General features: G+C 37.3%; 21 protein-coding genes and 1 pseudogene. 15 read left to right on the top strand and 7 right to left on the bottom strand.

The window, feature by feature from the left end:
- Positions 1–13: 13 nt before the first annotated feature.
- Together IGL90_RS01645 and IGL90_RS01650 are read left to right on the top strand one after the other, a co-directional pair.
- Entirely contained in the window at positions 14–451 is a 438-nt protein-coding gene (locus tag IGL90_RS01645) for a PTS sugar transporter subunit IIA (RefSeq protein ID WP_002355279.1), read from the top strand.
- Between the two features lie 14 nt (positions 452–465).
- Positions 466–1,620: a mannitol-1-phosphate 5-dehydrogenase gene (locus IGL90_RS01650; RefSeq protein WP_002355280.1), complete on the top strand. Its 1,155-nt coding sequence runs from the start codon at positions 466–468 to the stop codon at positions 1,618–1,620.
- 67 nt (positions 1,621–1,687) lie between these two features.
- On the opposite strand, the gene IGL90_RS01655 is transcribed toward IGL90_RS01650, so the two are convergent.
- The gene (locus IGL90_RS01655; protein ID WP_048737111.1) at positions 1,688–2,803 is read right to left on the bottom strand and encodes an NAD(P)/FAD-dependent oxidoreductase; all 1,116 of its coding nucleotides are present in this window, start codon (positions 2,801–2,803) and stop codon (positions 1,688–1,690) included.
- A gap of 78 nt (positions 2,804–2,881) precedes the next feature.
- The gene (locus tag IGL90_RS01660; protein WP_002373205.1) at positions 2,882–3,520 is read right to left on the bottom strand and encodes an NAD(P)H-binding protein; all 639 of its coding nucleotides are present in this window, start codon (positions 3,518–3,520) and stop codon (positions 2,882–2,884) included.
- 320 nt (positions 3,521–3,840) lie between these two features.
- Between IGL90_RS01660 and IGL90_RS01665 the strand changes: the two genes are divergently transcribed.
- The 5 genes from IGL90_RS01665 (at position 3,841) to IGL90_RS01685 (ending at position 9,693) form a co-directional block, all read left to right on the top strand.
- Positions 3,841–5,019: an efflux RND transporter periplasmic adaptor subunit gene (locus IGL90_RS01665; protein ID WP_002355284.1), complete on the top strand. Its 1,179-nt coding sequence runs from the start codon at positions 3,841–3,843 to the stop codon at positions 5,017–5,019.
- Between the two features lie 9 nt (positions 5,020–5,028).
- Positions 5,029–5,739, top strand: coding sequence for an ABC transporter ATP-binding protein (locus IGL90_RS01670; RefSeq protein WP_002383683.1), 711 nt, complete (start codon positions 5,029–5,031; stop codon positions 5,737–5,739).
- Complete coding sequence (locus IGL90_RS01675; protein ID WP_002355288.1) at positions 5,736–6,965, top strand: ABC transporter permease; 1,230 nt, start codon at positions 5,736–5,738, stop codon at positions 6,963–6,965. Before IGL90_RS01670 ends, IGL90_RS01675 begins: the two co-directional genes overlap by 4 nt.
- Before the next feature lie 584 nt (positions 6,966–7,549).
- Positions 7,550–8,638: a DUF4352 domain-containing protein gene (locus IGL90_RS01680; RefSeq protein ID WP_010819732.1), complete on the top strand. Its 1,089-nt coding sequence runs from the start codon at positions 7,550–7,552 to the stop codon at positions 8,636–8,638.
- A complete protein-coding gene (locus IGL90_RS01685) occupies positions 8,638–9,693 on the top strand; it encodes a hypothetical protein (RefSeq protein ID WP_048737109.1) in 1,056 nt (351 codons plus the stop codon). Before IGL90_RS01680 ends, IGL90_RS01685 begins: the two co-directional genes overlap by 1 nt.
- A gap of 122 nt (positions 9,694–9,815) precedes the next feature.
- Here IGL90_RS01685 and IGL90_RS01690 read toward each other — a convergent pair whose 3' ends face one another.
- On the bottom strand, positions 9,816–10,520 hold the full coding sequence (locus tag IGL90_RS01690) for a DUF4811 domain-containing protein (RefSeq protein ID WP_002361178.1): 705 nt from the start codon (positions 10,518–10,520) through the stop codon (positions 9,816–9,818).
- Positions 10,520–12,037 carry an MDR family MFS transporter gene (locus IGL90_RS01695; protein ID WP_002385351.1) on the bottom strand — a complete coding sequence of 506 codons (1,518 nt, stop codon included), beginning with the start codon at positions 12,035–12,037 and terminating at the stop codon, positions 10,520–10,522. Before IGL90_RS01695 ends, IGL90_RS01690 begins: the two co-directional genes overlap by 1 nt.
- Positions 12,038–12,137: 100 nt before the next feature.
- Between IGL90_RS01695 and IGL90_RS01700 the strand changes: the two genes are divergently transcribed.
- From IGL90_RS01700 to IGL90_RS01725, 6 genes are all read left to right on the top strand, one after another.
- Positions 12,138–12,605, top strand: coding sequence for a MerR family transcriptional regulator (locus IGL90_RS01700; RefSeq protein WP_002383688.1), 468 nt, complete (start codon positions 12,138–12,140; stop codon positions 12,603–12,605).
- A 130-nt stretch (positions 12,606–12,735) separates the two neighbouring features.
- Complete coding sequence (locus IGL90_RS01705; protein ID WP_002355294.1) at positions 12,736–13,488, top strand: IclR family transcriptional regulator; 753 nt, start codon at positions 12,736–12,738, stop codon at positions 13,486–13,488.
- A gap of 160 nt (positions 13,489–13,648) precedes the next feature.
- Positions 13,649–14,296: a bifunctional 4-hydroxy-2-oxoglutarate aldolase/2-dehydro-3-deoxy-phosphogluconate aldolase gene (locus tag IGL90_RS01710; RefSeq protein ID WP_002367887.1), complete on the top strand. Its 648-nt coding sequence runs from the start codon at positions 13,649–13,651 to the stop codon at positions 14,294–14,296.
- 4 nt (positions 14,297–14,300) lie between these two features.
- Complete coding sequence (locus IGL90_RS01715; RefSeq protein ID WP_002385349.1) at positions 14,301–15,308, top strand: sugar kinase; 1,008 nt, start codon at positions 14,301–14,303, stop codon at positions 15,306–15,308.
- A 12-nt stretch (positions 15,309–15,320) separates the two neighbouring features.
- Positions 15,321–16,160 carry a 5-dehydro-4-deoxy-D-glucuronate isomerase gene (kduI, locus tag IGL90_RS01720; RefSeq protein WP_002355301.1) on the top strand — a complete coding sequence of 280 codons (840 nt, stop codon included), beginning with the start codon at positions 15,321–15,323 and terminating at the stop codon, positions 16,158–16,160.
- Positions 16,161–16,181: 21 nt separating this feature from the next.
- Positions 16,182–16,970, top strand: coding sequence for a gluconate 5-dehydrogenase (locus IGL90_RS01725; RefSeq protein WP_002355302.1), 789 nt, complete (start codon positions 16,182–16,184; stop codon positions 16,968–16,970).
- Positions 16,971–17,031: 61 nt separating this feature from the next.
- Here IGL90_RS01725 and IGL90_RS01730 read toward each other — a convergent pair.
- Positions 17,032–17,232 (bottom strand): annotated as a pseudogene (locus IGL90_RS01730) (hypothetical protein).
- Between the two features lie 105 nt (positions 17,233–17,337).
- The gene (locus IGL90_RS01735; RefSeq protein WP_002355315.1) at positions 17,338–18,819 is read right to left on the bottom strand and encodes a peptide MFS transporter; all 1,482 of its coding nucleotides are present in this window, start codon (positions 18,817–18,819) and stop codon (positions 17,338–17,340) included.
- A gap of 818 nt (positions 18,820–19,637) precedes the next feature.
- Between IGL90_RS01735 and IGL90_RS01740 the strand changes: the two genes are divergently transcribed.
- On the top strand, positions 19,638–20,249 hold the full coding sequence (locus tag IGL90_RS01740; protein ID WP_048737106.1) for a LysM peptidoglycan-binding domain-containing protein: 612 nt from the start codon (positions 19,638–19,640) through the stop codon (positions 20,247–20,249).
- A gap of 69 nt (positions 20,250–20,318) precedes the next feature.
- On the opposite strand, the gene IGL90_RS01745 is transcribed toward IGL90_RS01740, so the two are convergent.
- Positions 20,319–20,699 carry a PaaI family thioesterase gene (locus IGL90_RS01745; RefSeq protein ID WP_174078518.1) on the bottom strand — a complete coding sequence of 127 codons (381 nt, stop codon included), beginning with the start codon at positions 20,697–20,699 and terminating at the stop codon, positions 20,319–20,321.
- A gap of 110 nt (positions 20,700–20,809) precedes the next feature.
- Here IGL90_RS01745 and menB point away from each other — a divergent pair, with 110 nt between their 5' ends.
- Positions 20,810–21,679, top strand: a complete 870-nt coding sequence (gene menB / locus IGL90_RS01750; RefSeq protein WP_002391106.1) for a 1,4-dihydroxy-2-naphthoyl-CoA synthase — start codon at positions 20,810–20,812, stop codon at positions 21,677–21,679.
- The last annotated feature ends 3 nt before the right edge of the window (positions 21,680–21,682 follow it).

Below are 21,682 nucleotides of genomic sequence, written 5' to 3' on the forward strand. Positions count from 1 at the left end.
GAGGAAGAAAACAATGGAAAATCTTACGAATATTTCAATTGAATTAAATCAACAGTTTAATACAAAAGAAGAAGCTATTCGCTTTTGCGGCGAAAAACTAGTCGAGGCAGGCTGTGTTGAGCCCGCTTATATCGAAGCAATGATTGAAAGAGACCAATTGCTATCTGTTTATATGGGGAATTTTATTGCCATTCCTCATGGAACAGAAGAAGCCAAAAAATTAGTGAAAAAATCAGGAATCTGTGTAGTGCAAGTCCCAGAGGGCGTTAATTTTGGCACCGAAGAAGATGAAAAAATTGCTACCGTATTATTTGGGATTGCCGGAGTCGGTGAAGAACATTTGCAATTAGTCCAACAAATTGCACTTTATTGTAGTGATATGGATAACGTGGTGCAACTTGCCGACGCATTAAGTAAAGAAGAAATAACAGAAAATTTAGCCATTGCTTAAAGGAGAGAATAAGAATGAACGCAGTACATTTTGGAGCAGGAAATATTGGACGCGGCTTTATCGGCGAAATTTTAGCTAAAAACGGGTTTCATATTACGTTTGTGGATGTTAATGAAACCATCATTCAAGCGTTAAAAGAACGTAAAAGTTATACAATTGAATTGGCCGATGCCTCACATCAACAAATTAACGTTGAAAATGTGACCGGGTTAAATAACATGACAGAACCAGAAAAAGTAGTAGAAGCAATTGCGGAAGCCGATTTAGTCACGACGGCGATTGGTCCCAATATTTTACCAAGAATTGCTGAATTAATTGCTCAAGGAATTGATGCACGTGCCGAAGCAAATTGTCAAAAGCCGCTGGATATTATCGCTTGTGAAAATATGATTGGTGGTTCAACCTTTTTAGCAGAAGAAGTGGCCAAATATTTGAAAAACCCAGCTTATGCTGAACAATGGATTGGTTTTCCTGATGCGGCGGTTGATCGGATTGTTCCATTACAAAAACATGAAGATCCACTTTTTGTTCAAGTTGAGCCTTTTTGTGAATGGGTCATTGATGATACCAACCGAAAAGCCAAAGAGATTCAGTTAGAAGGCGTTCATTACGTTGCTGATTTAGAGCCGTATATTGAACGAAAATTATTTAGTGTAAACACTGGCCATGCTACAGTTGCCTATACAGGGGCGTTGTTAGGCTATCAAACTATTGACGAAGCGATGCAGGACGCCTTAGTGGTAGCACAACTCAAATCAGTTTTGCAGGAAACCGGTAAACTTTTAGTGGCTAAATGGAATTTTGATGAACAAGAACATGCAGCCTATATTGAAAAAATTATTCAACGTTTCCAAAATAAATATATTTCAGATGCTATTACACGTGTAGCACGGACACCAATCAGAAAATTAGGTGCGCAAGAACGGTTTATTCGACCAATACGTGAATTACAGGAACGCAATCTAGTGTCGCCGCATTTATTAGCAATGATTGGTATTGTCTTTAATTATCATGATCCAGAAGATGAACAAAGCCGTCAATTACAGGAAATGCTTGACCAAGAAAGCGTTGATACAGTGATTGCTGAAGTAACGGGCATTGAAGATCCAGAAACGGTTAAAAATATTAAACAAAACGTAGAACGCTATGCGCGACCACAAGTAGCATAATAACAAAATCCTTCTACCAAGATACTTCACATTTCTTAATTAAAGGGAAAAAACAACCGCTCGCTGATTAAAGTGAGGGGTTGTTTTTAACATATTGACTAAGTGGTTTTTGATAAAGCTCTCCTTTGAAGGCACCTGTATTGAAGTATTCAGCTAATTGGTAACCAATGAATGGGCCAGTAGTGAGTCCTGATGAACCAAGTCCGCTAGCAACCACAAGGTGGGGCATTTCTGGCAAAGGGCCAAAAAACGGAGCGAAATCAGATGTATAAGCACGTGTACCGACGCGGTAATGCATGGGTTGCTTAAAAAGCTGCTCTGCTTCTTTTAGAAATGGTGCAGTCCCAGAAGTTAGTTGTTGAAAAGCGCTAACAGTCTCTTCTAAATCCCAGGCTTGATCATTTTCGTGGGTGGCACCTAATAAAATTTTTCCTTGATTAAAAGGAATTAAATCGGCTTCGCCATCTAACATAGCAACAGGCCATTGCTGACTGTTTGTAAAAGGGGTCTCGAAAACTAATAATTGTCCTTTTTGGGGACGAATGTCCACAGATAAATTTAAAGTAGCGAGTAATTCCTTTAAATGAGGACCAGGTGTTAAAGCGAGAAAATCAACGCTCTTTTTTCCTGAATTTGTGACAATTTCCCACCCTTGATTCAGTTGTCGAAAGTGCGCCCGTTGTGAGCAAAAAGTGACCCCTTTAGCTTCGGCGCGTTTCTGAAGATGGTTTAGATAAGCTGGTCCATCTAGGCGACCGCCGCCAGAAATAAAAAGTGAGGGAGTTTCCTTAAGTAGCGGTAAGAACTTCGCTGTTTGAACTGCTGACAACATCGTGATTTCTCCAATTTCGGGTGCAGTTTGCTTACGCTCTTCTGCCAAATGGGCTAAGTCTGCCAAAGCAGCTGCCGGACGCAAAATGACTGTCCCTGATTGACGATAAATATCCTCCGTCAGCTGAAAATCTTTGACTAGCTTTGGAAATAGGGCAGCGCCCTCTCGCGCTAATTGGTACCATTTCTTATTCCGACGTTTGGATAGCCAAGGGGAAATAATCCCAGCGCTCGCTTTAGTCGCTTGGCCGATCCCTTCATCATAAACGGTAATGTCAAATTTTTGTGGATCTAAATAATTAGCTAACGTCATTCCGATAATGCCGCCGCCAATAATGGCAATTTTTTTCATGCTTCTTCTCTCCTTCGAACAGTTGTATTGTAACACAAAAAAACCGCCTCTAGACAGAGACGATTGGGAGATAACTTGTTAACGGGTCCTTCTATGTGTGTAAATAGAATTGCCGCCTTCTAAAACGTGAACAATTTCTTGTGCCATTTCTGCCACAGGCACGGGATCATAGCCAATAAATAAGTTCTTTAAAAAGGGGATTTTCTTAAAAAAATAAATACATTTACTAAAAAGTATGGTGCCGGTACGTTCTTGACCTACGAGTAAACTAGGATAAAAAATTACTGCTTCGGCGACTTCTTGGTGGATTAGTTCCTCTGCTGCCAATTTGGCATCCATATATTTTCTCAAAGGGAAAGGAACAGTATTGGCTGAAATAAATAAAAACTTAGCTGGCTTTTTTTGTTGTGCTAAAAAAGAGCTGATTTTTTTCACTGGCGTCAGAATTAGCCGTTGATAGGTTTTCTTTTTTCGTGGATTTTCAAATAAAATACCTACTGTATCAATGACCCAGTCAGCACGTTGGACTTGTTCTTGCCAATTCGTGTCACGAGTAACATCGGAGCATACCCACTGCACTTGGTGGCTCCAAGATGCGGAGAGCGTGGCAGGCTTTCCATGACGTGAAACACTGATGACTTGATGTTGGCGTTGGACTAAAATTTTCGCGATTTGTTGACCTAAAAAACCGCTACCGCCAAAAATAATGATTTTCATGGCAAGCCCTCACTTTCAATTGTTTCTTCTAGTGTACCTTAAATAAAAAAAGAAGCAAAAAATCTCGATTGCGCATAGTTTAGTTATAAATAACATAAAAATAACCTTTTTAGATTGTTGAAATACAAAGACCCAACAATGGTTATTTATTGTCGTGAAATAAATAAAAAAATGAACAAAAATGAAATAAATCAGACTAAAGGCCTAGAGAAATGCCCTTGTTTCTTGAATTCAAGCATGGTTAAATAGTTATAAGTGAACGACCGAGCAATTTAGTTTGTTGGGGAAAATAGACAGAATGAGGAGATGAAACGAAGAAAATGAAGAAGAAAACGATAATTATATTGGGGGCAGTTGCGGTAATTGCGGTTGGGGGCATCGTAACTGTGAATGCGTTAAATAAAAATGCACAACAAGTAGCTGTCAAGCAAGCGCCTAAAGATGACTGGGGAATTGACTATTTTGACGTTCCTGACTTGCAACAAATTTATATTAACGGTGTCATCCAACCGGAACAAATGGAAGCCTTTGCGCGCGATCAAAAAATAACAAAGGATCCAGAGATTAAGGTGAAAAACGGCGATGTCGTAGATGCAGGCACAGAATTATTTACTTATGAAGATGAGGCGGTCACAAAAGAAATTGAGGCACAACAAAATAGCTTAGCCAAATTAGAAACGAAGCGGGCGAATATCTATAATAAGTGGAATCGGGCCATTGATAAATTTAATAAAACTAAAGAAGAAGACCGCACGATGTCTGGTGATGATTTAAATGAACAATATCAAACAGAAGTCGATGCGGTAGATGAAGAGATTACCTTTACCAATGAAACCTTAGCGGATTTAGGAGCGAAGCAATATATTTCCACAAAGGCTAATTTCAAAGGCCGCGTATCAATTCCAGAAGTAAAAGATGCCAATTCACCGATTTTACGGTTAACTTCAGAAGATCTTTATTTAGCTGGGAAAGTGAATGAAAAGGATTTGACTAAAATTAGTGTTGGGCAAAAAGCTAAACTAACTTCTGTTTCCAACAATGTGGTTGTGGATGGCTCAATTTCTTACATCGATGATAATCCTCCTGAAGGCAACAGCGATGCCGCGAGTGGCAATCCAGAGGGCGGCACGACGATGTCTAGTTATAGCGTCAAAATTGCGTTGGCCAATTTAGACAAAGTCAAAAATGGCTATCATATGCAAGCAACCATTGATTTAGGCGATTTAGGGGCGATTGAGTTACCGAAAAAAGCAATTCAAAAAGAGGGTGAACAGGCCTACGTTTTAGTGAATGATTTTGGAACCATCATTCGTCGTGATGTCCAAGTCGGGCAAGAAAATGGCGACAAAATGGCGATTGAATCTGGCTTAGAATCAGCCGACCGAGTGGTTATTTCTTCAAAAAAACCAGTAAAAGTCGGTGATATTGTGGAATCAGATGCAGCGATTGCTTCTGATGAATCAGCAACCAACGAATCAATGACAGATGCGTCGAAATAGGAGGGCTTGATGGTGGAAGCAAACAATACAAATCAACCCCTCATTGAATTGCGGGACATTAACAAGTTCTATCCGGTAGGTAAGGAAAAACTACATGTTTTAAAAGAATTGAACTTGACCATCCATCAAGGAGAGTTCATTTTAATCATGGGGAAGTCCGGCAGCGGTAAGACAACGCTGATGAACATTATTGGTTTCTTGGATCGCTTAACAGACGGAAGCTATCATTTCTCAGGAACAGATGTTTCAAAATTGTCTGAAAATAAAAAATCAGCCTTTCGCAATGAATATCTAGGGTTTATTTTTCAACAATTTTTCTTGATTAATTCTTTAAATGTTAGTCAAAATGTTCAATTGCCCTGTGTTTATGAAGGGAAAAAAAGCCGCGCTGAGAAAAAAGCGATTGCTGAAAAATACCTAAAAATTGTCGGTTTGGAAACAAAAGCCAAATCAAAAGTTACTGAACTTTCTGGAGGACAGCAACAAAGAGTAGCCATTGCTCGTTCCTTGGTGAATGATCCATTATTGATTATGGCTGATGAACCGACTGGGGCATTGGATAGTGAAACGGGTACAGAAATCATGGAATTATTGAAAGAATTGAATGAACAGGGCAAAACAATTGTCATGGTGACACATGATGAAGATATGAAAAAATATGCCTCACGAGTGATTCATATGAAAGATGGTCGCTTTTTGGAAGAAGAGGTGATTAGATGATTGCTAATTTATTTGTTAGTACTTTTTTAAGCTTAAAGGCGCATAAGTTGCGGGTATTTTTAACGATGGTCGGGATTATTATTGGGATTACATCAGTCGTAACGATTTCTGCGCTAGGTGAAGGGATGAAGCGTCAAGTTGTGAAGGCATCCAGTGCAGTGAACGCGGATGTTTTGAAGATTCATTATACAATGTCAGATGGTAGCAGTGACAATTTTATGTCCTATGAAGAGCCAGATTATACGTTTAGCCGAGTGGACTTGAAAAAATTACAAGACATTCAAGGAATTGAAAGTATTTATCCTCAATATGGTGAATCAATGATGGGGGGCGGAGACAATTTGTTTGTACCAATGGATTATTTTGGGGCGCAAGCGAATTTATCCATTACGTCGACTAAAGGGCAGAATGATATTTTATATGGTCGTGATTTTCAACCGAGCGATGCAAATACAGATGCGATTGTCTTAAATCATGATATCTTTGAAGCGCAAATTCGGCTTGATGATCCTAGCCAACTCATTGGAAAAGCTGTTTCAATTGGTGGTTATATGTACAAGGTGATTGGTATTTTAGCACCAAAAGATTTAGATAGTTTGGGTATGAACGATGATTGGGCAACTGCTATGAGTAGTTTTGTTTCTCGAGAATCATACAATAAATTAGCGAAAACAAAAGCAATTAGTGGCATCAATATTAAGGTTCGTGAGGGAGCGGACCGTGAAGCAATTTTAGGACAGGCAATCACTATTTTAAGTGAAAATCATCCTGAAGTGAAAGGAACGTTTAAAGAAAACGACCAAGACCAACAACTCCAACAACAAATGGAAGAAATGGTCACGGGTATGACGATGTTTCTGATGGCAATTACTGCAATCTCCCTATTAGTCGGGGGAATTGGCGTCATGAACATCATGTATGTGTCTGTCACGGAACGGAAACGAGAAATCGGGATTCGTCGGGCCATTGGTGCTAAACCACGAGTCATTTTATTCCAATTTTTAATGGAAGCAGCGTTTATCACATTGATTGGTGGTTTGATTGGTGTCGGCTGCGGCTATTTATTGGCAACTGTGGTCGGTGGGTATATTTCGATTACGCCAATTATTACGCCGTCCATCTTTGCTATTTCAACATTAGTTTCGGTCTTCACAGGTATCTTTTTCGGGATTATTCCAGCAATTGGTGCCTCGAGGATGGATCCGATTAAAGCGATTTATAATTAAAAAGATATATTTTGGGTTTTTTATTCTTTGGTATGCTTCCAACATGATTGTGCTGGAAGCATATTTTATTAAAAAACAATTTAAAATAATAATTAAAATGTAAACATGTACATTTAAAAAATAGTAGAAAAAATGTTGAATAATATTGGAGTCCAATAAAATAGTTTGAATTTTTTGTTTGACTTTGTACAGGCTTGTTTTAGGTGGATAAAAATCTACCATGCTAGTTCTATAAATTTATTTGTTTTTCTTTTTGTAAATAGTTACTTTAAAATAACTGTTAAAATTATTCTACTAAATTTTATATAAGATAGTTTGGATTTTATGAAGAAATGATTTATTAAGGTTTGTTCACTAAAAAAAGGATATCCTTTCTTGTCTAAATGAAAAAAGAGATTGGAAAAGTAACAACATTACAAAGTTTCGGGTACATTATAATATTATTTTTTTGGTAAAATTTATTATATTTATTATTTTTATAATATTTTTAAAAAAATATTTATCTTGAACTTTAAAAATATTTAGGTATAATTTGTTGTGTGAGTGATTACTTGCGGAATAAAAAAAAGAGTAGGAGTGTTTAGATGAAATATTTTAGGAAGTCGTTGGGTATATTACTTTTGTGCGGGATAGTGTTTCTTGGAGCGTGTGGTAATACAGGGGGAAATAAATCGGAAAAGAAGAAAGGTGAAGTTTCAAGTAAAGTGGTTTCGATGCAGATTGTAGACGGAACATATGTTATTCCTGAAAAAGAAACTGTAACAGAAGATACGGGCTATTTAGCATTAAATATTAAAATCAAAAATAAAGGAAAAGAAACACTTAGTTTATCTCCAGATGAAATTAATCTTTATGATGAAGACGACAATAAAATTGCTCAAAAAAATATATATAATGAGGATGAGAATTTTAAACAGATTAAGTTTGAATCTATTTCTGGTGGAAAAAGTACTAATGGATATGTTATTTTCAAAGTAGATAAAGATAAAAAATATGAACTTCACTATGCACCCGTTAGTTTTTTAGGTGATAAGAAAAAGGATATCAAAGTAGCTGTTGAATCAAAAGATTATCCAGATAATTCAGAGGAAGCTCAAAAACTAGTTGAAGGTTTTGTTGATACAGTGTTTTTAAATAAACAAGTTGAAAAAGCAGCAGAAAATTTAACGAATAATTTAGGGGAGGAACAACAAACATTTAGTAAAGAGTTTAGACAAGTGCTAAATGAACAGTTTTACGATTACAAACCTTCAGAAGCAGAATTGGAGACAGCGGTGAAAGCATTTGAATCAGCAAATGCTAAAAAAGCAAAAATCAGTTATTCTTTTAAAGAATTTTATCCAAAATCAGCGATTGTTTATGTAAAACCAGAAACAATTCACTTTGATAGTATTGATCTGACAGGAATTGTCTCTGAATTTGTGGATAAAAATGAAGGGAAATATTCAGATTATGACAAAGCGCAAACCGATGCTGAAAAGTATGTATTAGAACAACTACCTGCTAAGTTTGAATCTGCTTCTACTAATACTAATGATTATTCAAGTGGTGAAGGCTATGAAGTTCGTTTAACAAAAAATTCAGATAAGTGGACAATTGATACCGCAGATAATAGTAATAATCATTCATTTAAATATTTAAAACAAGCATTTATGGGAGATTTGTATTTATAATGAAAAAAAGGAAACTACTGGTTATAGGTAGTTTGTGTGTATTCACGCTGTCGCTATTCGTTACTAGTTATGTCATTAGAAGGATTTATTATGCACCAGAAGCAATAGCAAAAAAATTAGTTAGAACTATCTCTGAGGGAGACGCTGACACAGGTAAGATGATTTGTCCGACTTATTCAGATGGTTCAGCAATATCTAAAGAAAGCTATTCATTGTTCTTTGCTCAATTAGCGGGGAATGTAGATGAACAGTTTTTGCTGAATCCGAAAAATTTTAAGAAGGTTACAACCAAAGGGTTATTCCCGAAAACGACATTTTTACCTCGAAAACGTTATATTCAGTTATTAACAGGGAGTGATTTGGAGAAAGTTTCTGTTGTTCACAAGAAAAGAGCTGTTGAAATCAAGAACAATAAAATTGGTCCATTGATTCCAGGAAAATATCAGTTTGAATTTGAAGTTGAAAATCCTTCTTTTGGCTTGGAGTCTAAAGAGAAAACAATCACATTAGATCAGGACAAGGAAGTAATTTTAACAGATTCAAAAACATTTCTAAATAATCAGGCAATTCAAAAACAGCTTTTAGGTGTGGTTGCAGATTTTTATCAGTCATATAATGACTGTATACAAAATAATTTTAATTTTGACTTATTAACGAATGTGGAAAAAGATGTCAAAAAAGAGCTAATTGAAACATTTGAAATAATCAAACCGATAATGGAAATGTATTGTCAGGATTTTCAAGTGTTGATAATGAATAATGATAGTTTGAAAGTGACTGATGATTTGCAAATGATTCGTTTTGATTTATATATTGACCTGTCTATTTCAATTCGATTAAAAGACGATAAAGTGGAAGAAAATGTTCGAGATGGAAGTGAAAATGCTACGGTTACTTTAGTTTATGACAAGAATAAAAAAGAATGGCTTGTCGCTGAAATTGATTTTGAAACCTATGAGCAAGATCCGTTAAATTGGAAGAATAAGCAACAAATAAAGTTAAAAAAGAAAAATAAAGCTATTTGGAATTTTGGACAAGTTGGAACATTAATATAGACATGTAAGATTGTTTTCGATGATTAATGATATGTTTAGAACTCTCGTTTATTGATAAGTGTAGTTTATAGGAATAACGTTAAGAAGGACCGCCTGATAAGTTTCTCAGGCAGTCCTTCTTTTTATTTCATGTCACTAAGAATTTTCTGAATCAATTCTTGTTGAAACTCTTTGGTATATTGTTCGGTGAGTTTCGCTTGTTCTTCTTGGGACATTGATGGATTCGCCATCATAGCAGCCATCATTTTTTTGCCAACTGTTTCAGTCCCTTCTTTTTTGATATCAGCGGCATGTTGTTCCATATATTCGCCTAATTTTTTGGCTTGATCAGCACTTAAAACTAGCCAGTCACTAGCAACGTTGAAGGTGTTTTCTTGTTTTGCAAATTGGTTATCGTTGTCAGCAAGGCCAAATAGTGTTTTGGCCCAAGACTCTTGATAGGACCATTTCGTCGTTTTTTGGACTAATGTGGCTTTTTGAGCATCTTTTTGAACCGTGTTTGTGACGTTTTCCGTTCCTGTTTTTTGTAGTTTCTTTTTATCTGGTGTGTTATATAAATAAACTTTTTCGGAACCATCGCCCAACGGCTGGTACAATAACATGTTGGGGCCATCTTTGCTTGAACTACTGCTTTTTAGTTCAAACGTTTTGTCCTGAGTAACTTCGGTCATACCAAAATGATCTTTATCGTTTAAAACGATAAGACTTAACGAAGCTAAGAACCCTAAACCAAAAATAACCATACAGAATTTATGCCAGACTTTTCGGCCAAATACATTCGTATAGGCAAAGCCTAACACGCAAAGGATTAAAAGGAAAATAATCATTATTTCATTGCACCTACTTCCTTAACAGGCATCGCTTCTTTTTTATTTAAGAAGAAAGTAATCGCCAAGCCGAGAACGCCAAAGATTGTTGCCACGAAGAAGGCTGCGTGATAACCGTTTAGTGTTGCGTTTGTTGCTTGATCGCGATAAGTGAGTGGGGCTGTTTTTAATAAGTCCGATGCAGGTAAGCCGTCTTTGGTAACATTTGTTAAAACACTAATCAAAACAGCTGTTCCAATTGAGCTGGCTACTTGTCGGAAGGTGTTGTTTACAGCAGTCCCGTGACTTAATAAATTCATTGGTAAAGCATTCATGCCAGAAGTTGTCACAGGCATCATGACCATCGAAATACCAAACATCCGAATCGCATATAGGACAATGATATAAATAATAGGTGTTGCTTTTGTTAAGAAAGCAAACGGTAACGTTGCAGCTGTTAAAATAAACATCCCAGTAATCGCAAGACGACGGGCACCAATTTTATCAAAAATGCGACCAGTTACTGGCATCATAAGTCCCATGACTAACGCTCCTGGTAAAAGCATTAACCCTGAATGGAAGGCAGATTCGCCACGAATATTTTGGATATACAAAGGTAAAACCATTTCGGCGCCAATCATTGCCATGTTGGTTACGCCAGATAAAATGGCCGCAACAGTAAAGACTTTTGATTTAAAAACGCGTAGTTCTAAGAAAGGTTGTTCTAAATGCAATTGTCGATATGTAAAAAGACATAAAACAATCGCACCAACAATTAAGAATCCATAGACTTGCGGGCTACCCCAACCTTTATCACCAACGCTTGAGAAACCGTAAAGTAAGCTACCAAAGCCGAGAGTAGAAAGAATGACCGATAAGACATCGATACTTGGATTAGATAATTGAATGACATTTTTCATTAAAAATGAAGCTAAAATTAGGACTAAAACGACAATTGGAATGACCATCCCAAAAAGGTCACGCCATGTATAAGAATCAATAATCCAACCAGATAATGTTGGACCTAAAGCGGGTGCTAATCCGATAACAATTCCCGTTGTGCCCATGGCAGCGCCACGTTTTTCAGGCGGGAAAATTGAAAGCATAATTGTTTGTAAAAGAGGCATAGATACACCGACCCCTGCGGCTTGAACAAGACGTCCAGTCAATAACATGCCGAAGTCTTGCGCTACAAAACAGATGATGGTTCCGATTAAGAACGTTGACATCGCTGTTATGTATAATTTTTTTGAACTGAATTTGTTAATCAACCAAGCACTGATGGGAATCATAATGCCGTTCACAAGTAGGAATCCAGTGGTTAGCCACTGTACACTTGAAGCTGAGATATCAAATTCTTTCATTAATGTAGGTAAGGCCGTCGTTAAAAGCGTTTGGTTTAAAATCGTACAAAATGTTCCGATTAGTAAAACACCGACTAGTAACGACCGGTTATAAGGTTTTCCGTGAATATCCACAGGTTGTTGTGAAGTCACATATATCGCTCCTTTTTCTGTAAGTTTCAAATTAAATTGCATTAACTACTTTACAACTAATTAGAATCTTTGTCAACTTACTTGACAAAGGTGTAAAAAAAACTACAATTAAGGAAAGGATAAGGGAAAGGAAGTTAAACTAATGTGGTCAAAAATGATTCAGCGTTTGTTAAATGAAGAAAATTTGTTGATAGGAATTAGTGAACTAAGTGAAATTGCTGAAGTTTCGCCACGTCAACTTCGTTATTGGGAAGAAAAAGGGTATATTTCTTCTATTGCGAAAGACGCAAACGGTCCACGGAAATATCGGTTACATACAGTCGTCAAAGTGCATTGGATCAAGCGTTTTTTAGATGAAGGATATACGTTACAAAGTGCGGTGGAAAAAGCAGAAGAGCAGCATCGTAATGTGGGGATGACGAAAAAAATCTTTAGTCAAATGTTTCATGGTATCTCAGAAGTTTGTCCCAATTACGTAGCGATTGATTTGGGCGATTTCGATGAAGAACAAAAATTATATGTTGTATTTAATGAAACCACAGAAGTCAGTGAGTATCTTTTAATTCCTAAGGATGCAGATGTTTCTGATGAGTTAAAGAAAAGAAAATAAGAATGAAATAGGACTGGGAGAAAGACCTGAAGTGAAAGTAAAACGTTACTGAATGAATCTTCGAGTTCTTTTTTTCTTGCAATTTCTTTATTTTTCTATATAATTTCTTATATGGAAAAGGAGGGTTTCGATGAAAGAAACAAAACCTTACGGAACAGTCTTGTTAAAAGCGGCTAAAATCATGGACTGTCTAAGTTTACAACCCGATCAAACCTTACAGGAAATTGCAAAGAATACCGAAATGACGGCATCAACGGCAATCAAAATTTTAGAAACCTTAACATTAATTGGCTATGTTCAAAAAGACACGAACAAGACGTACCGCTTAGGAACAAAATTGATTCGCTATGCGAATCAAAGTGTGGAGCAAATCGATTTAGCTGAAATTGCGGTACCTTATTTAGAAAACCTTCAAAATACGGTCGATGAAACCATTCATTTAGGGATTTTAAATAATAATGAAATTCTGTATATCAATAAATTAGAACCGAAAAATCAAACGATTCGCATGTCCTCGAAAGTGGGAATTACTCGACCTTTGTATAATTCGGCCATGGGTAAAGCCGTTTTAGCAGAATTTTCGGAAGAACAAGTGCAACAATATTTAGACACGCAGACATTAATTCCCTATACCGAAAATACGATTACCAATCCCTTGCGTTTGAAAAAAGAATTAAAACAAGTGCAACAAACGGGGGTTGCTTACGATGATGAAGAAATTGAACAAGATATTTTCTGTAGCGGAGTATCTTTAATGAAAGATGGCGAAATTGCGGGTGCTTTTAGTGTAAGCATGCCGAAATATCGTTTGACAGAGGAAAATAAAACGACGATTAATCAAGCCCTTTTGGCAACAAAAGCAGCGATTGAAGCGAAATTATAGTAGAAAAAGAAAGACAAACAAAAGTCGATTGGGATTTTTGTTTGTCTTTCTTTTTTTATTTTTGTAAAAACGTTTGCATTTTCTTTTTTTATCTGTATAATGAAGTTGTGAATTTCTTTATAATAAATATATATTTCTAAATAAGAAATGAGGGAGTCTGTTGAAGCGAGTATCAATTTTACAAAAATTAGAAAATGCTGGCGTGATTGCTGTGGTTCGCGGAAAGACAAAAGAGGAAGCGCTAAAAGCTAGTCAAGCCATTGTAGCAGGCGGTATGCGGGGGATTGAGTTAACCTTTACTGTTCCTCAAGCAACAGAAGTGATTCAGGAATTAGTTGCGTTATACCAAGAGAATCCTGACGTAGTCATTGGTGCGGGGACAGTTTTGGATGCTACGACTGCTCGTTTAGCTATTGTAGCAGGGGCTGAATATATTGTGAGTCCAAGCTTCGATGAAGAAACCGCTAAAATTTGCAATTTATATCAAGTTCCTTACTTGCCAGGCTGTATGACCATCACAGAAATGAAAGAAGCACTGAAAAGCGGAGCAGATATTATTAAACTATTTCCGGGAAGTGTTTATGGACCGAGTGTTATTTCAGCATTTAAAGCGCCATTGCCTCAGTTAAATATTATGCCAACGGGTGGTGTCAGTTTGGAAAATATGGCCGAGTGGTTCGCTGCAGGTGTGACGGCCGTCGGTGTTGGTGGCAATCTGTTAGCGCCAGCAGCAACTGGGGATTTTGAAAAAGTTCGTGAGGTTGCCCAAGCCTATATGGAAAAATTCCAAGCAATCAAAGGGGTGTAGGCACATGGGGAAAGTCGTAACATTGGGAGAAATCATGTTGCGTTTGTCTACGCCTGTCGGAATACGCGTAGCACAAACAGAAAATTTCGCTGTACATTACGGCGGTGGTGAAGCGAATGTAGCGATTTCGTTAGCGAACTATGGCCACCAAGTGACTTTTGCTAGTAAAGTGCCCGATAATTCATTAGGAGAAGCCGCCAAAAAGCATTTAAGTCGTTATGGGGTTTCAACGGAATTTGTACGAACTGGCGGAACACGTCTAGGAACGTATTACTTGGAAACTGGTACAGGAGAACGAGCAGCCAGTGTTGTCTATGATCGCGCCTATTCAAGCTTTGCTCAAATCGAAGAAATGGAATGGGACTTACATGAGCTGTTTTCAGGAGTAGAGATCTTTCATATTTCAGGGATTACAGCGGCGTTATCAAAAAATTGGCAAAGTATGACGGTTGCGTTAGTTAAAGCAGCGAAGCAAGCAGGGTGCCAAGTAAGTTTTGACATTAATTATCGAGGGAAACTTTGGTCCCAGAAAGAAGCGAGCGTGGCATTGAAGGCCATTCTTCCATTTGTTGATATTTGTTCAGCTGGGGTATTAGATGCTCGTTATTTACTGGAGATTCCAGAACCAGAGGAAGAACTTGAAGACGCATTAACGTGGTACTACCGAAAAATGCAAGAACGTTATCCCAACATTCAAGTATTTTATTCAACCAAACGTCAAGTTCATTCAGCGACAGATAATGAATTAATCGGAACGCTATGGTACAAAGGTGCGTATTATACGTCCAAATGTCATCGATTACAACCGATTGTTGACCGTGTCGGTGCCGGTGATGCGTTTGCTGGTGGGGTTTTACATGGCATATTAGCTGCCTATGATCCACAAACCTGCATTGATTTTGCGACAGCGGCTAGTGCGTTAAAACATACTGTCCATGGTGATTGTAATCAATTTAGTCAAAAAGAAGTCCTTGCTTTTTTGGCAACGGGCTCAGGAAAAATAAATAGATAGGAGATTTTAGTTATGCAAAATATGGAAACACGTTATACACATAGTCCGGCGGATATCCGTCACTATTCAACAGAACAATTGAGAGATGAATTTTTAGTAGAGAAAGTTTTTATTCCAGGTGCAATCAGCTTAACCTACACACATAATGATCGGATGATTTTTGGTGGTGTGACACCGACCACAGAAGAATTAGAAATTATTTTGGACAAAGAATTAGGAGTTGATTATTTCTTAGAACGTCGTGAACTAGGAGTTATTAATATTGGGGGACCAGGCTTTATTGAAATTGATGGCGCCAAAGAAACAATGAAAAAACAAGATGGCTATTATATTGGGAAAGAAACAAAACATGTTCGTTTTTCTTCAGAAAACCCTGATAATCCAGCGAAATTTTACATTAGTTGTGTGCCAGCACATCATAAATATCCCAACGTAAAAATTAGTATTGATGAAATTACCCCAATGGAAACGGGTGATCCATTAACATTGAACCAACGTAAAATTTACCAATACATTCATCCGAACGTTTGTGAAAGTTGCCAGTTACAAATGGGCTACACCATTTTAGAACCAGGTAGCGCTTGGAATACAATGCCTTGTCATACACATGAACGTCGTATGGAAGCGTATGTTTATTTTGATATGGAAGAAGATACGCGGATTTTCCACATGATGGGTAAACCAGACGAAACGAAACATTTAGTAATGAGTAATGAACAAGCAGCTATTTCACCAAGCTGGTCAATTCATTCTGGGGTTGGTACAAGTAATTATTCCTTTATTTGGGCCATGTGCGGAGAAAATATTACGTACACAGACATGGATATGGTTGCAATGGATCAATTAAAATAAACCAAAGAAAGAGGAGAAAACATGGAATTTAAAATGAATGATTTTCAATTAGATGGAAAAGTAGCGTTAATTACAGGTGCTGTTTATGGGATTGGCTTTGAGATTGCGAAATCCCTAGCTGAAGCAGGAGCAACAATTGTTTTTAATAACTTATCTCCTGAATCAGTTGAACAAGGCTTGGAAAATTATCGGGCCGCAGGGATTGAAGCACGTGGTTATGTGTGTGATGTCACTGATGAAGAGCAAGTTCAAGCGATGGTTGCTCAGATTAAAGAAGAAGTCGGCTCTATTGATATTTTAGTCAATAATGCGGGAATTATTAAACGAATTCCAATGGTGGAGATGTCAGCAGAAGAGTTCCGTCAAGTGATTGATGTTGACTTGAATGCGCCATTTATTATGGCAAAAGCGGTTATTCCAGATATGATTGAAAAGGGTCATGGCAAAATTATCAATATCTGTTCAATGATGAGTGAACTAGGTCGTGAAACAGTTAGTGCGTACGCAGCAGCAAAAGGCGGACTAAAAATGTTAACGAAAAATATTGCTTCTGAATATGGACAATATAATATTCAATGTAATGGGATTGGACCTGGCTACATTGAAACGCCGCAGACGGCACCATTAAGAGAACCAGGGCATCCATTTAACGAATTCATCTTGGGACGAACACCTGCTAATCGTTGGGGCACACCAGCAGACTTAGCTGGCCCAGCAGTTTTCTTAGCATCTAACGCTTCTGACTTTGTTAACGGACATATCTTATATGTCGATGGTGGAATTTTAGCTTATATTGGAAAACAACCATAAAAAATAAGTAAAAGGAGCGAGACTAGCAATTTCGCTCCTTTTACTTATGGCTAGCCTTCTACTAAAAACTCACATAAAAGAAAGAAGCAATCGCCACAGCAAATGAAATAATAGCAAACACTAAACTACTTCATAGTCCTAACAGAATAAATGGTGAGGTTCTTTTGCCGCCCTCTTTCTTTAAGTAGGAAAATGTTCGTCCAGTAACAATGAATTGCCAGATACTAATCAATAAAAAAATACCGCCAATTAAGTAACGCATGTCCTCGTCCTCCTTCTATTTAGTATACCACTTGATGAAAGCGTTATCAAAACGCTGTATAAAAAAGTTGCCTTTCAAAAAAGAGAAAGGCAACTTTTTGACGGTTTAACGGACGTCACCCATTAAGTTTTGGATTGGTTTTTTCACAATGAATAAGAGAATCCCAGCAACGACAGCTACAAGTCCGACAATTCCAAAATATGCTGACTCTGTTCCAGGTGTATAGAAACGAGCAATTTGAGCGTTAATGGCTTGTGAAGCGGCATCTGCTAATAACCAAATAGCAACGGTTTGAGCTTCGAAAGCTTTCGGTGCTAATTTTGTAGTAATCGATAAGCCAACGGGAGATAAACACATTTCTCCGACAATCATAATGAAGAAACTAAAGAATAACCAAAGTGGACTCACCCGTCCTTCGGTACCATAAAGTAGACCTGGCAACATTAATAAGACGAAGGAAAGACCAGCAAAGACTAGCCCTAGTGAAAACTTCACAACTGTTGATGGTTGACGTTTACCTAGTTTTGTCCATAATGTAACAAAAATAGGGGTCAAAATAACTACGAATACAGGATTTAATGATTGGAACCAGCTAGCGGCAATCGGGAAGCCAAACAAACTCGTTTGCGTCCGTTCATTTGCAAATAGAGCAAGAATAGACGAACCTTGTTCTTCCAATGACCAGAAAACAATTGCTGCTAAGAATAATGGCAAGTAAGCCAGAACTTTTGGTTTTTCTTCAGCAGTGACATCTTTAGACGTTAACATTTTGCTGAAATAATAAACAGGTAACAGGATTCCTAACACGCTGATGGTATTAATAAAGAAATCAATTGTTAAATGTCCTGTGACATAGGCGCCACCAAAAATAAGTAAAGCAACGACAATTGCCAACATAAATGCTTTAGCAAATTTCTTTTGCTCTTCTTTAGACATTGGATTAGTTGGGGCCTGACCAATTCCAGCAAGAGATTTACGTCCTTGGAAATAATATTGTAGTAGCCCGAAGAACATCCCTACTGCGGCAACTGAAAAGCCTAAATGATAATTATATTCTTGTCCTAAAGTTCCGACAACAAGGGGAGCGATTAAGGCTCCGATATTAATCCCCATGTAAAAAATGGAGAAGCCTGCATCTCTACGTAAGTCAGTTTTTGAATAAAGATGGCCAACCATCCCTGAAACGTTTGGTTTTAACATCCCAGTCCCAAACACAATCAACATAATAGAAACGAATAAGGCGGGGACACCAAATGGGGTAGCGAGAACAATATGTCCAGCAATGATTAGCAAACCACCAATAAAAACAGTTTTCCTTGAACCTAAGACACGGTCAGAGACCCAACCGCCAATGATACTGGACATGAAAACCATTGATCCATAAATGGACATGATGGCTAAGGCAGTTGCTTTGGGGAGACCTAAACCGCCATTGGCTACGGTATCGTAAATGTAATACATTAGAATAGCACGCATGCCGTAGTAACTGAAACGTTCCCACATTTCTGTGAAGAACAGTGTTGCTAGTCCTTTCGGTTGTCCCAGAAAGGATTTGTCTAATTTCTCAAGTTGTTCTTTGTCACTCATAGATAAAACTCCAATTCTTATAATATTCAGAATATTTGATAATAAAATGACTTAAATGTAGATTCATATATTTTATTACTCATAGATTGGAAAATAGAAAGAGAAAAAACTGATTATGTTTTTAAATAACAAGCGTTCGAGCGATTGTTTGTTTTTTATTCGTGAATTATGATGAAAATGAATATTTATTCTGCTTTATTTTCAATAATTTGTTTTCACAGTCGTTTTAGCTGTTCTTTTTTTGAATAAGATTAAAATGAATAAATAACAAGCAAAATATAAGATTTTTTTGTTTAACTCTTTTTGTTTCAATAGGAAGTGCTTAGTGTTTTTTCAGAATCGAAAAATGAATACGACAAAAAATTTATCTATATAATAGAAGGAAAAATAAAAGTAGTGAATGATAAAAAAAATTCAAAGAAAACACTTGTTCTTTTTAGGCGTGAGTTTTTGAAAAAAACATTCTCATGTCTAGTATCTTTAACATTTTGTTACTTTTTGACTGAAACGAATGTAAAAAAAACGACATTTAATGGCTAATCAAGGGTTAGAAAACGGTTTCTCAAAAATAAAATCCTGTTTTTTTAACTTTTTTTCGCAAAATATAAACAGGATAATATCAAGCTTCCAGCAGCTTTTTATTACAAAATGTAACAAAACCGACATTCTAGTAATAAATTGTCACGAGATATTCACCTACGGCCGGCCATTCGATGATAAAGTATGTGAAGTCGTTTCGATAAAGCGAAGCAGACGTGGTTGTTGCCGAGAGCTAAGAGCAACAATCAAATATTTTTAATTACAAAGGAGAAACATACATGAAATCAATCAAAACGATTTTACTTGGAACAACTTTGGCCGCAGGTTTAGGATTATTCTTAGGAACAGACGCAAACGCAGAAAGCTTATATACAGTTAAAGCAGGAGATACTTTATCAACAATTTCTCATCAATTTGCAGGAGACAATAGCTTAATTCAAAAAATTGCTTCTGATAACAAATTGCCAAACCTTGATTTAATTTTTGAAGGAGAACAATTAGTTATTCGTTCAGAAAAAGAAGTTGCTAATACTCCAGCACCAGCTGTAGAAGTTGCACCAGTTCAACAAGTAGTTGAACAACCTGTTGCACAACCAGTACAACAAGAAGTACAACAAGAAGTACAACAACCTGTTGCTCAAGAAGTAGCGCAACCAGCAGCACCTGCCGCAAGCAGTGATGCAAAAGAGTGGATTGCACAACGTGAATCTAGTGGTTCTTACGATGCAACAAACGGTCAGTATATCGGTCGTTACCAATTATCTGCCTCTTATTTAAATGGTGACTATTCACCTGCCAACCAAGAACGCGTGGCAGATCAGTACGTAGCAGGTCGCTATGGTTCATGGGATGCAGCTAAATCATTCTGGTTAGCAAATGGTTGGTACTAAAATTAAATAAACGAAGTAATCTAATTACTTATTAAAAACCATAAACAAAAAAACAGTAACCTGTAAAGATTACTGTTTTTTTTGTCGATTTGTTAAGGTACAACGCCCCACGCTCGTCAATTGGTGGTCTGCGTTATATATTTTTGCTTCCCAAACTTGAAGGGTCTTTCCCGAGTGATCGGGTGTCGCAATCACGGTAAGGCTACCATCATGGACACTACGAAGATGATTTACTTGTAAGTCTATGCCGACAGCAAAAGTGTTTTCAGGAACGTTTTCGTTCGCGCCTAAACTACAGGCAGTTTCAATTAAGACGCCGTTTAAGCCCCCGTGGACAAGGCCATAGGGTTGTTTATGCACGTCTTTTACCGTTAAAGTAAGCTGACATTTCTCAGCAGAAACGTGTTGAATCGTGATGCCTAAATACTCTAAAAGATGAATAGTAATCAGTCCTTTCTAATAAAAGAGAGAATAAAAGGTTTTTTATTTATTATACAGGAATGAAGAAAATTTGAAATAGCCATGTTTTTTCTTAAAATTCAAGCGACTTTTTCTCTAAAGTGCCGATTCTTGTGTATAATAGAAAAGATGAGATTAATGAAGGAGGTTTCCTAATGAGAAACTGGACAACAATTAAAGAATATGATGAAATTTTATTTGAGCAAGCAGGCAAAGTAGCAAAAATTACTATCAACCGCCCGCATGTTCACAACGCATTCACACCAAAAACAGTCATGGAAATGATTGATGCATTCAACATTAGTCGTGATAAAGAAGATGTCGGGGTTATTATTTTAACAGGGGCAGGTGACCAAGCATTCTGTTCGGGTGGCGATCAAAAAGTTCGAGGTAATGGTGGTTATGTTGGCGAAGACAACATTCCACGTTTAAATGTGTTAGATTTACAACGGTTAATCCGTGTCATTCCCAAACCAGTCATCGCAATGGTGAAAGGCTGGTCCATTGGCGGCGGCAATGTTTTACAATTAGTTTGTGATTTAACAATTGCGGCTGAAAATGCTAAGTTTGGGCAAACAGGACCAAATGTCGGTAGCTTTGATGGTGGATACGGCTCAGGTTACTTGGCGCGCGTTATCGGCCATAAAAAAGCGAAAGAAGTTTGGTTTATGTGTAAACAATATTCTGCCCAAGAAGCTTTAGATATGGGCTGGATTAATACCGTTGTTCCATTGGATCAAGTAGAAGATGTGACAATGGAGTGGGCAGAAGAAATGTTAACCAAAAGCCCGATTGCTTTACGGATGATTAAAGCCTCTTTAAATGCCGATACAGATGGCTTGGCTGGTGTGCAACAATTAGCTGGTGATGCGACACTTCTTTACTATACAATGGCTGAAGCACAAGAAGGCCGAGATGCATTTAAAGAAAAACGGACACCAGATTTCGATCAATTCCCTAAATTCCCATAAACC

Source organism: Enterococcus sp. DIV1307a (assembly GCF_050537425.1).
Taxonomy (GTDB): domain Bacteria; phylum Bacillota; class Bacilli; order Lactobacillales; family Enterococcaceae; genus Enterococcus; species Enterococcus faecalis.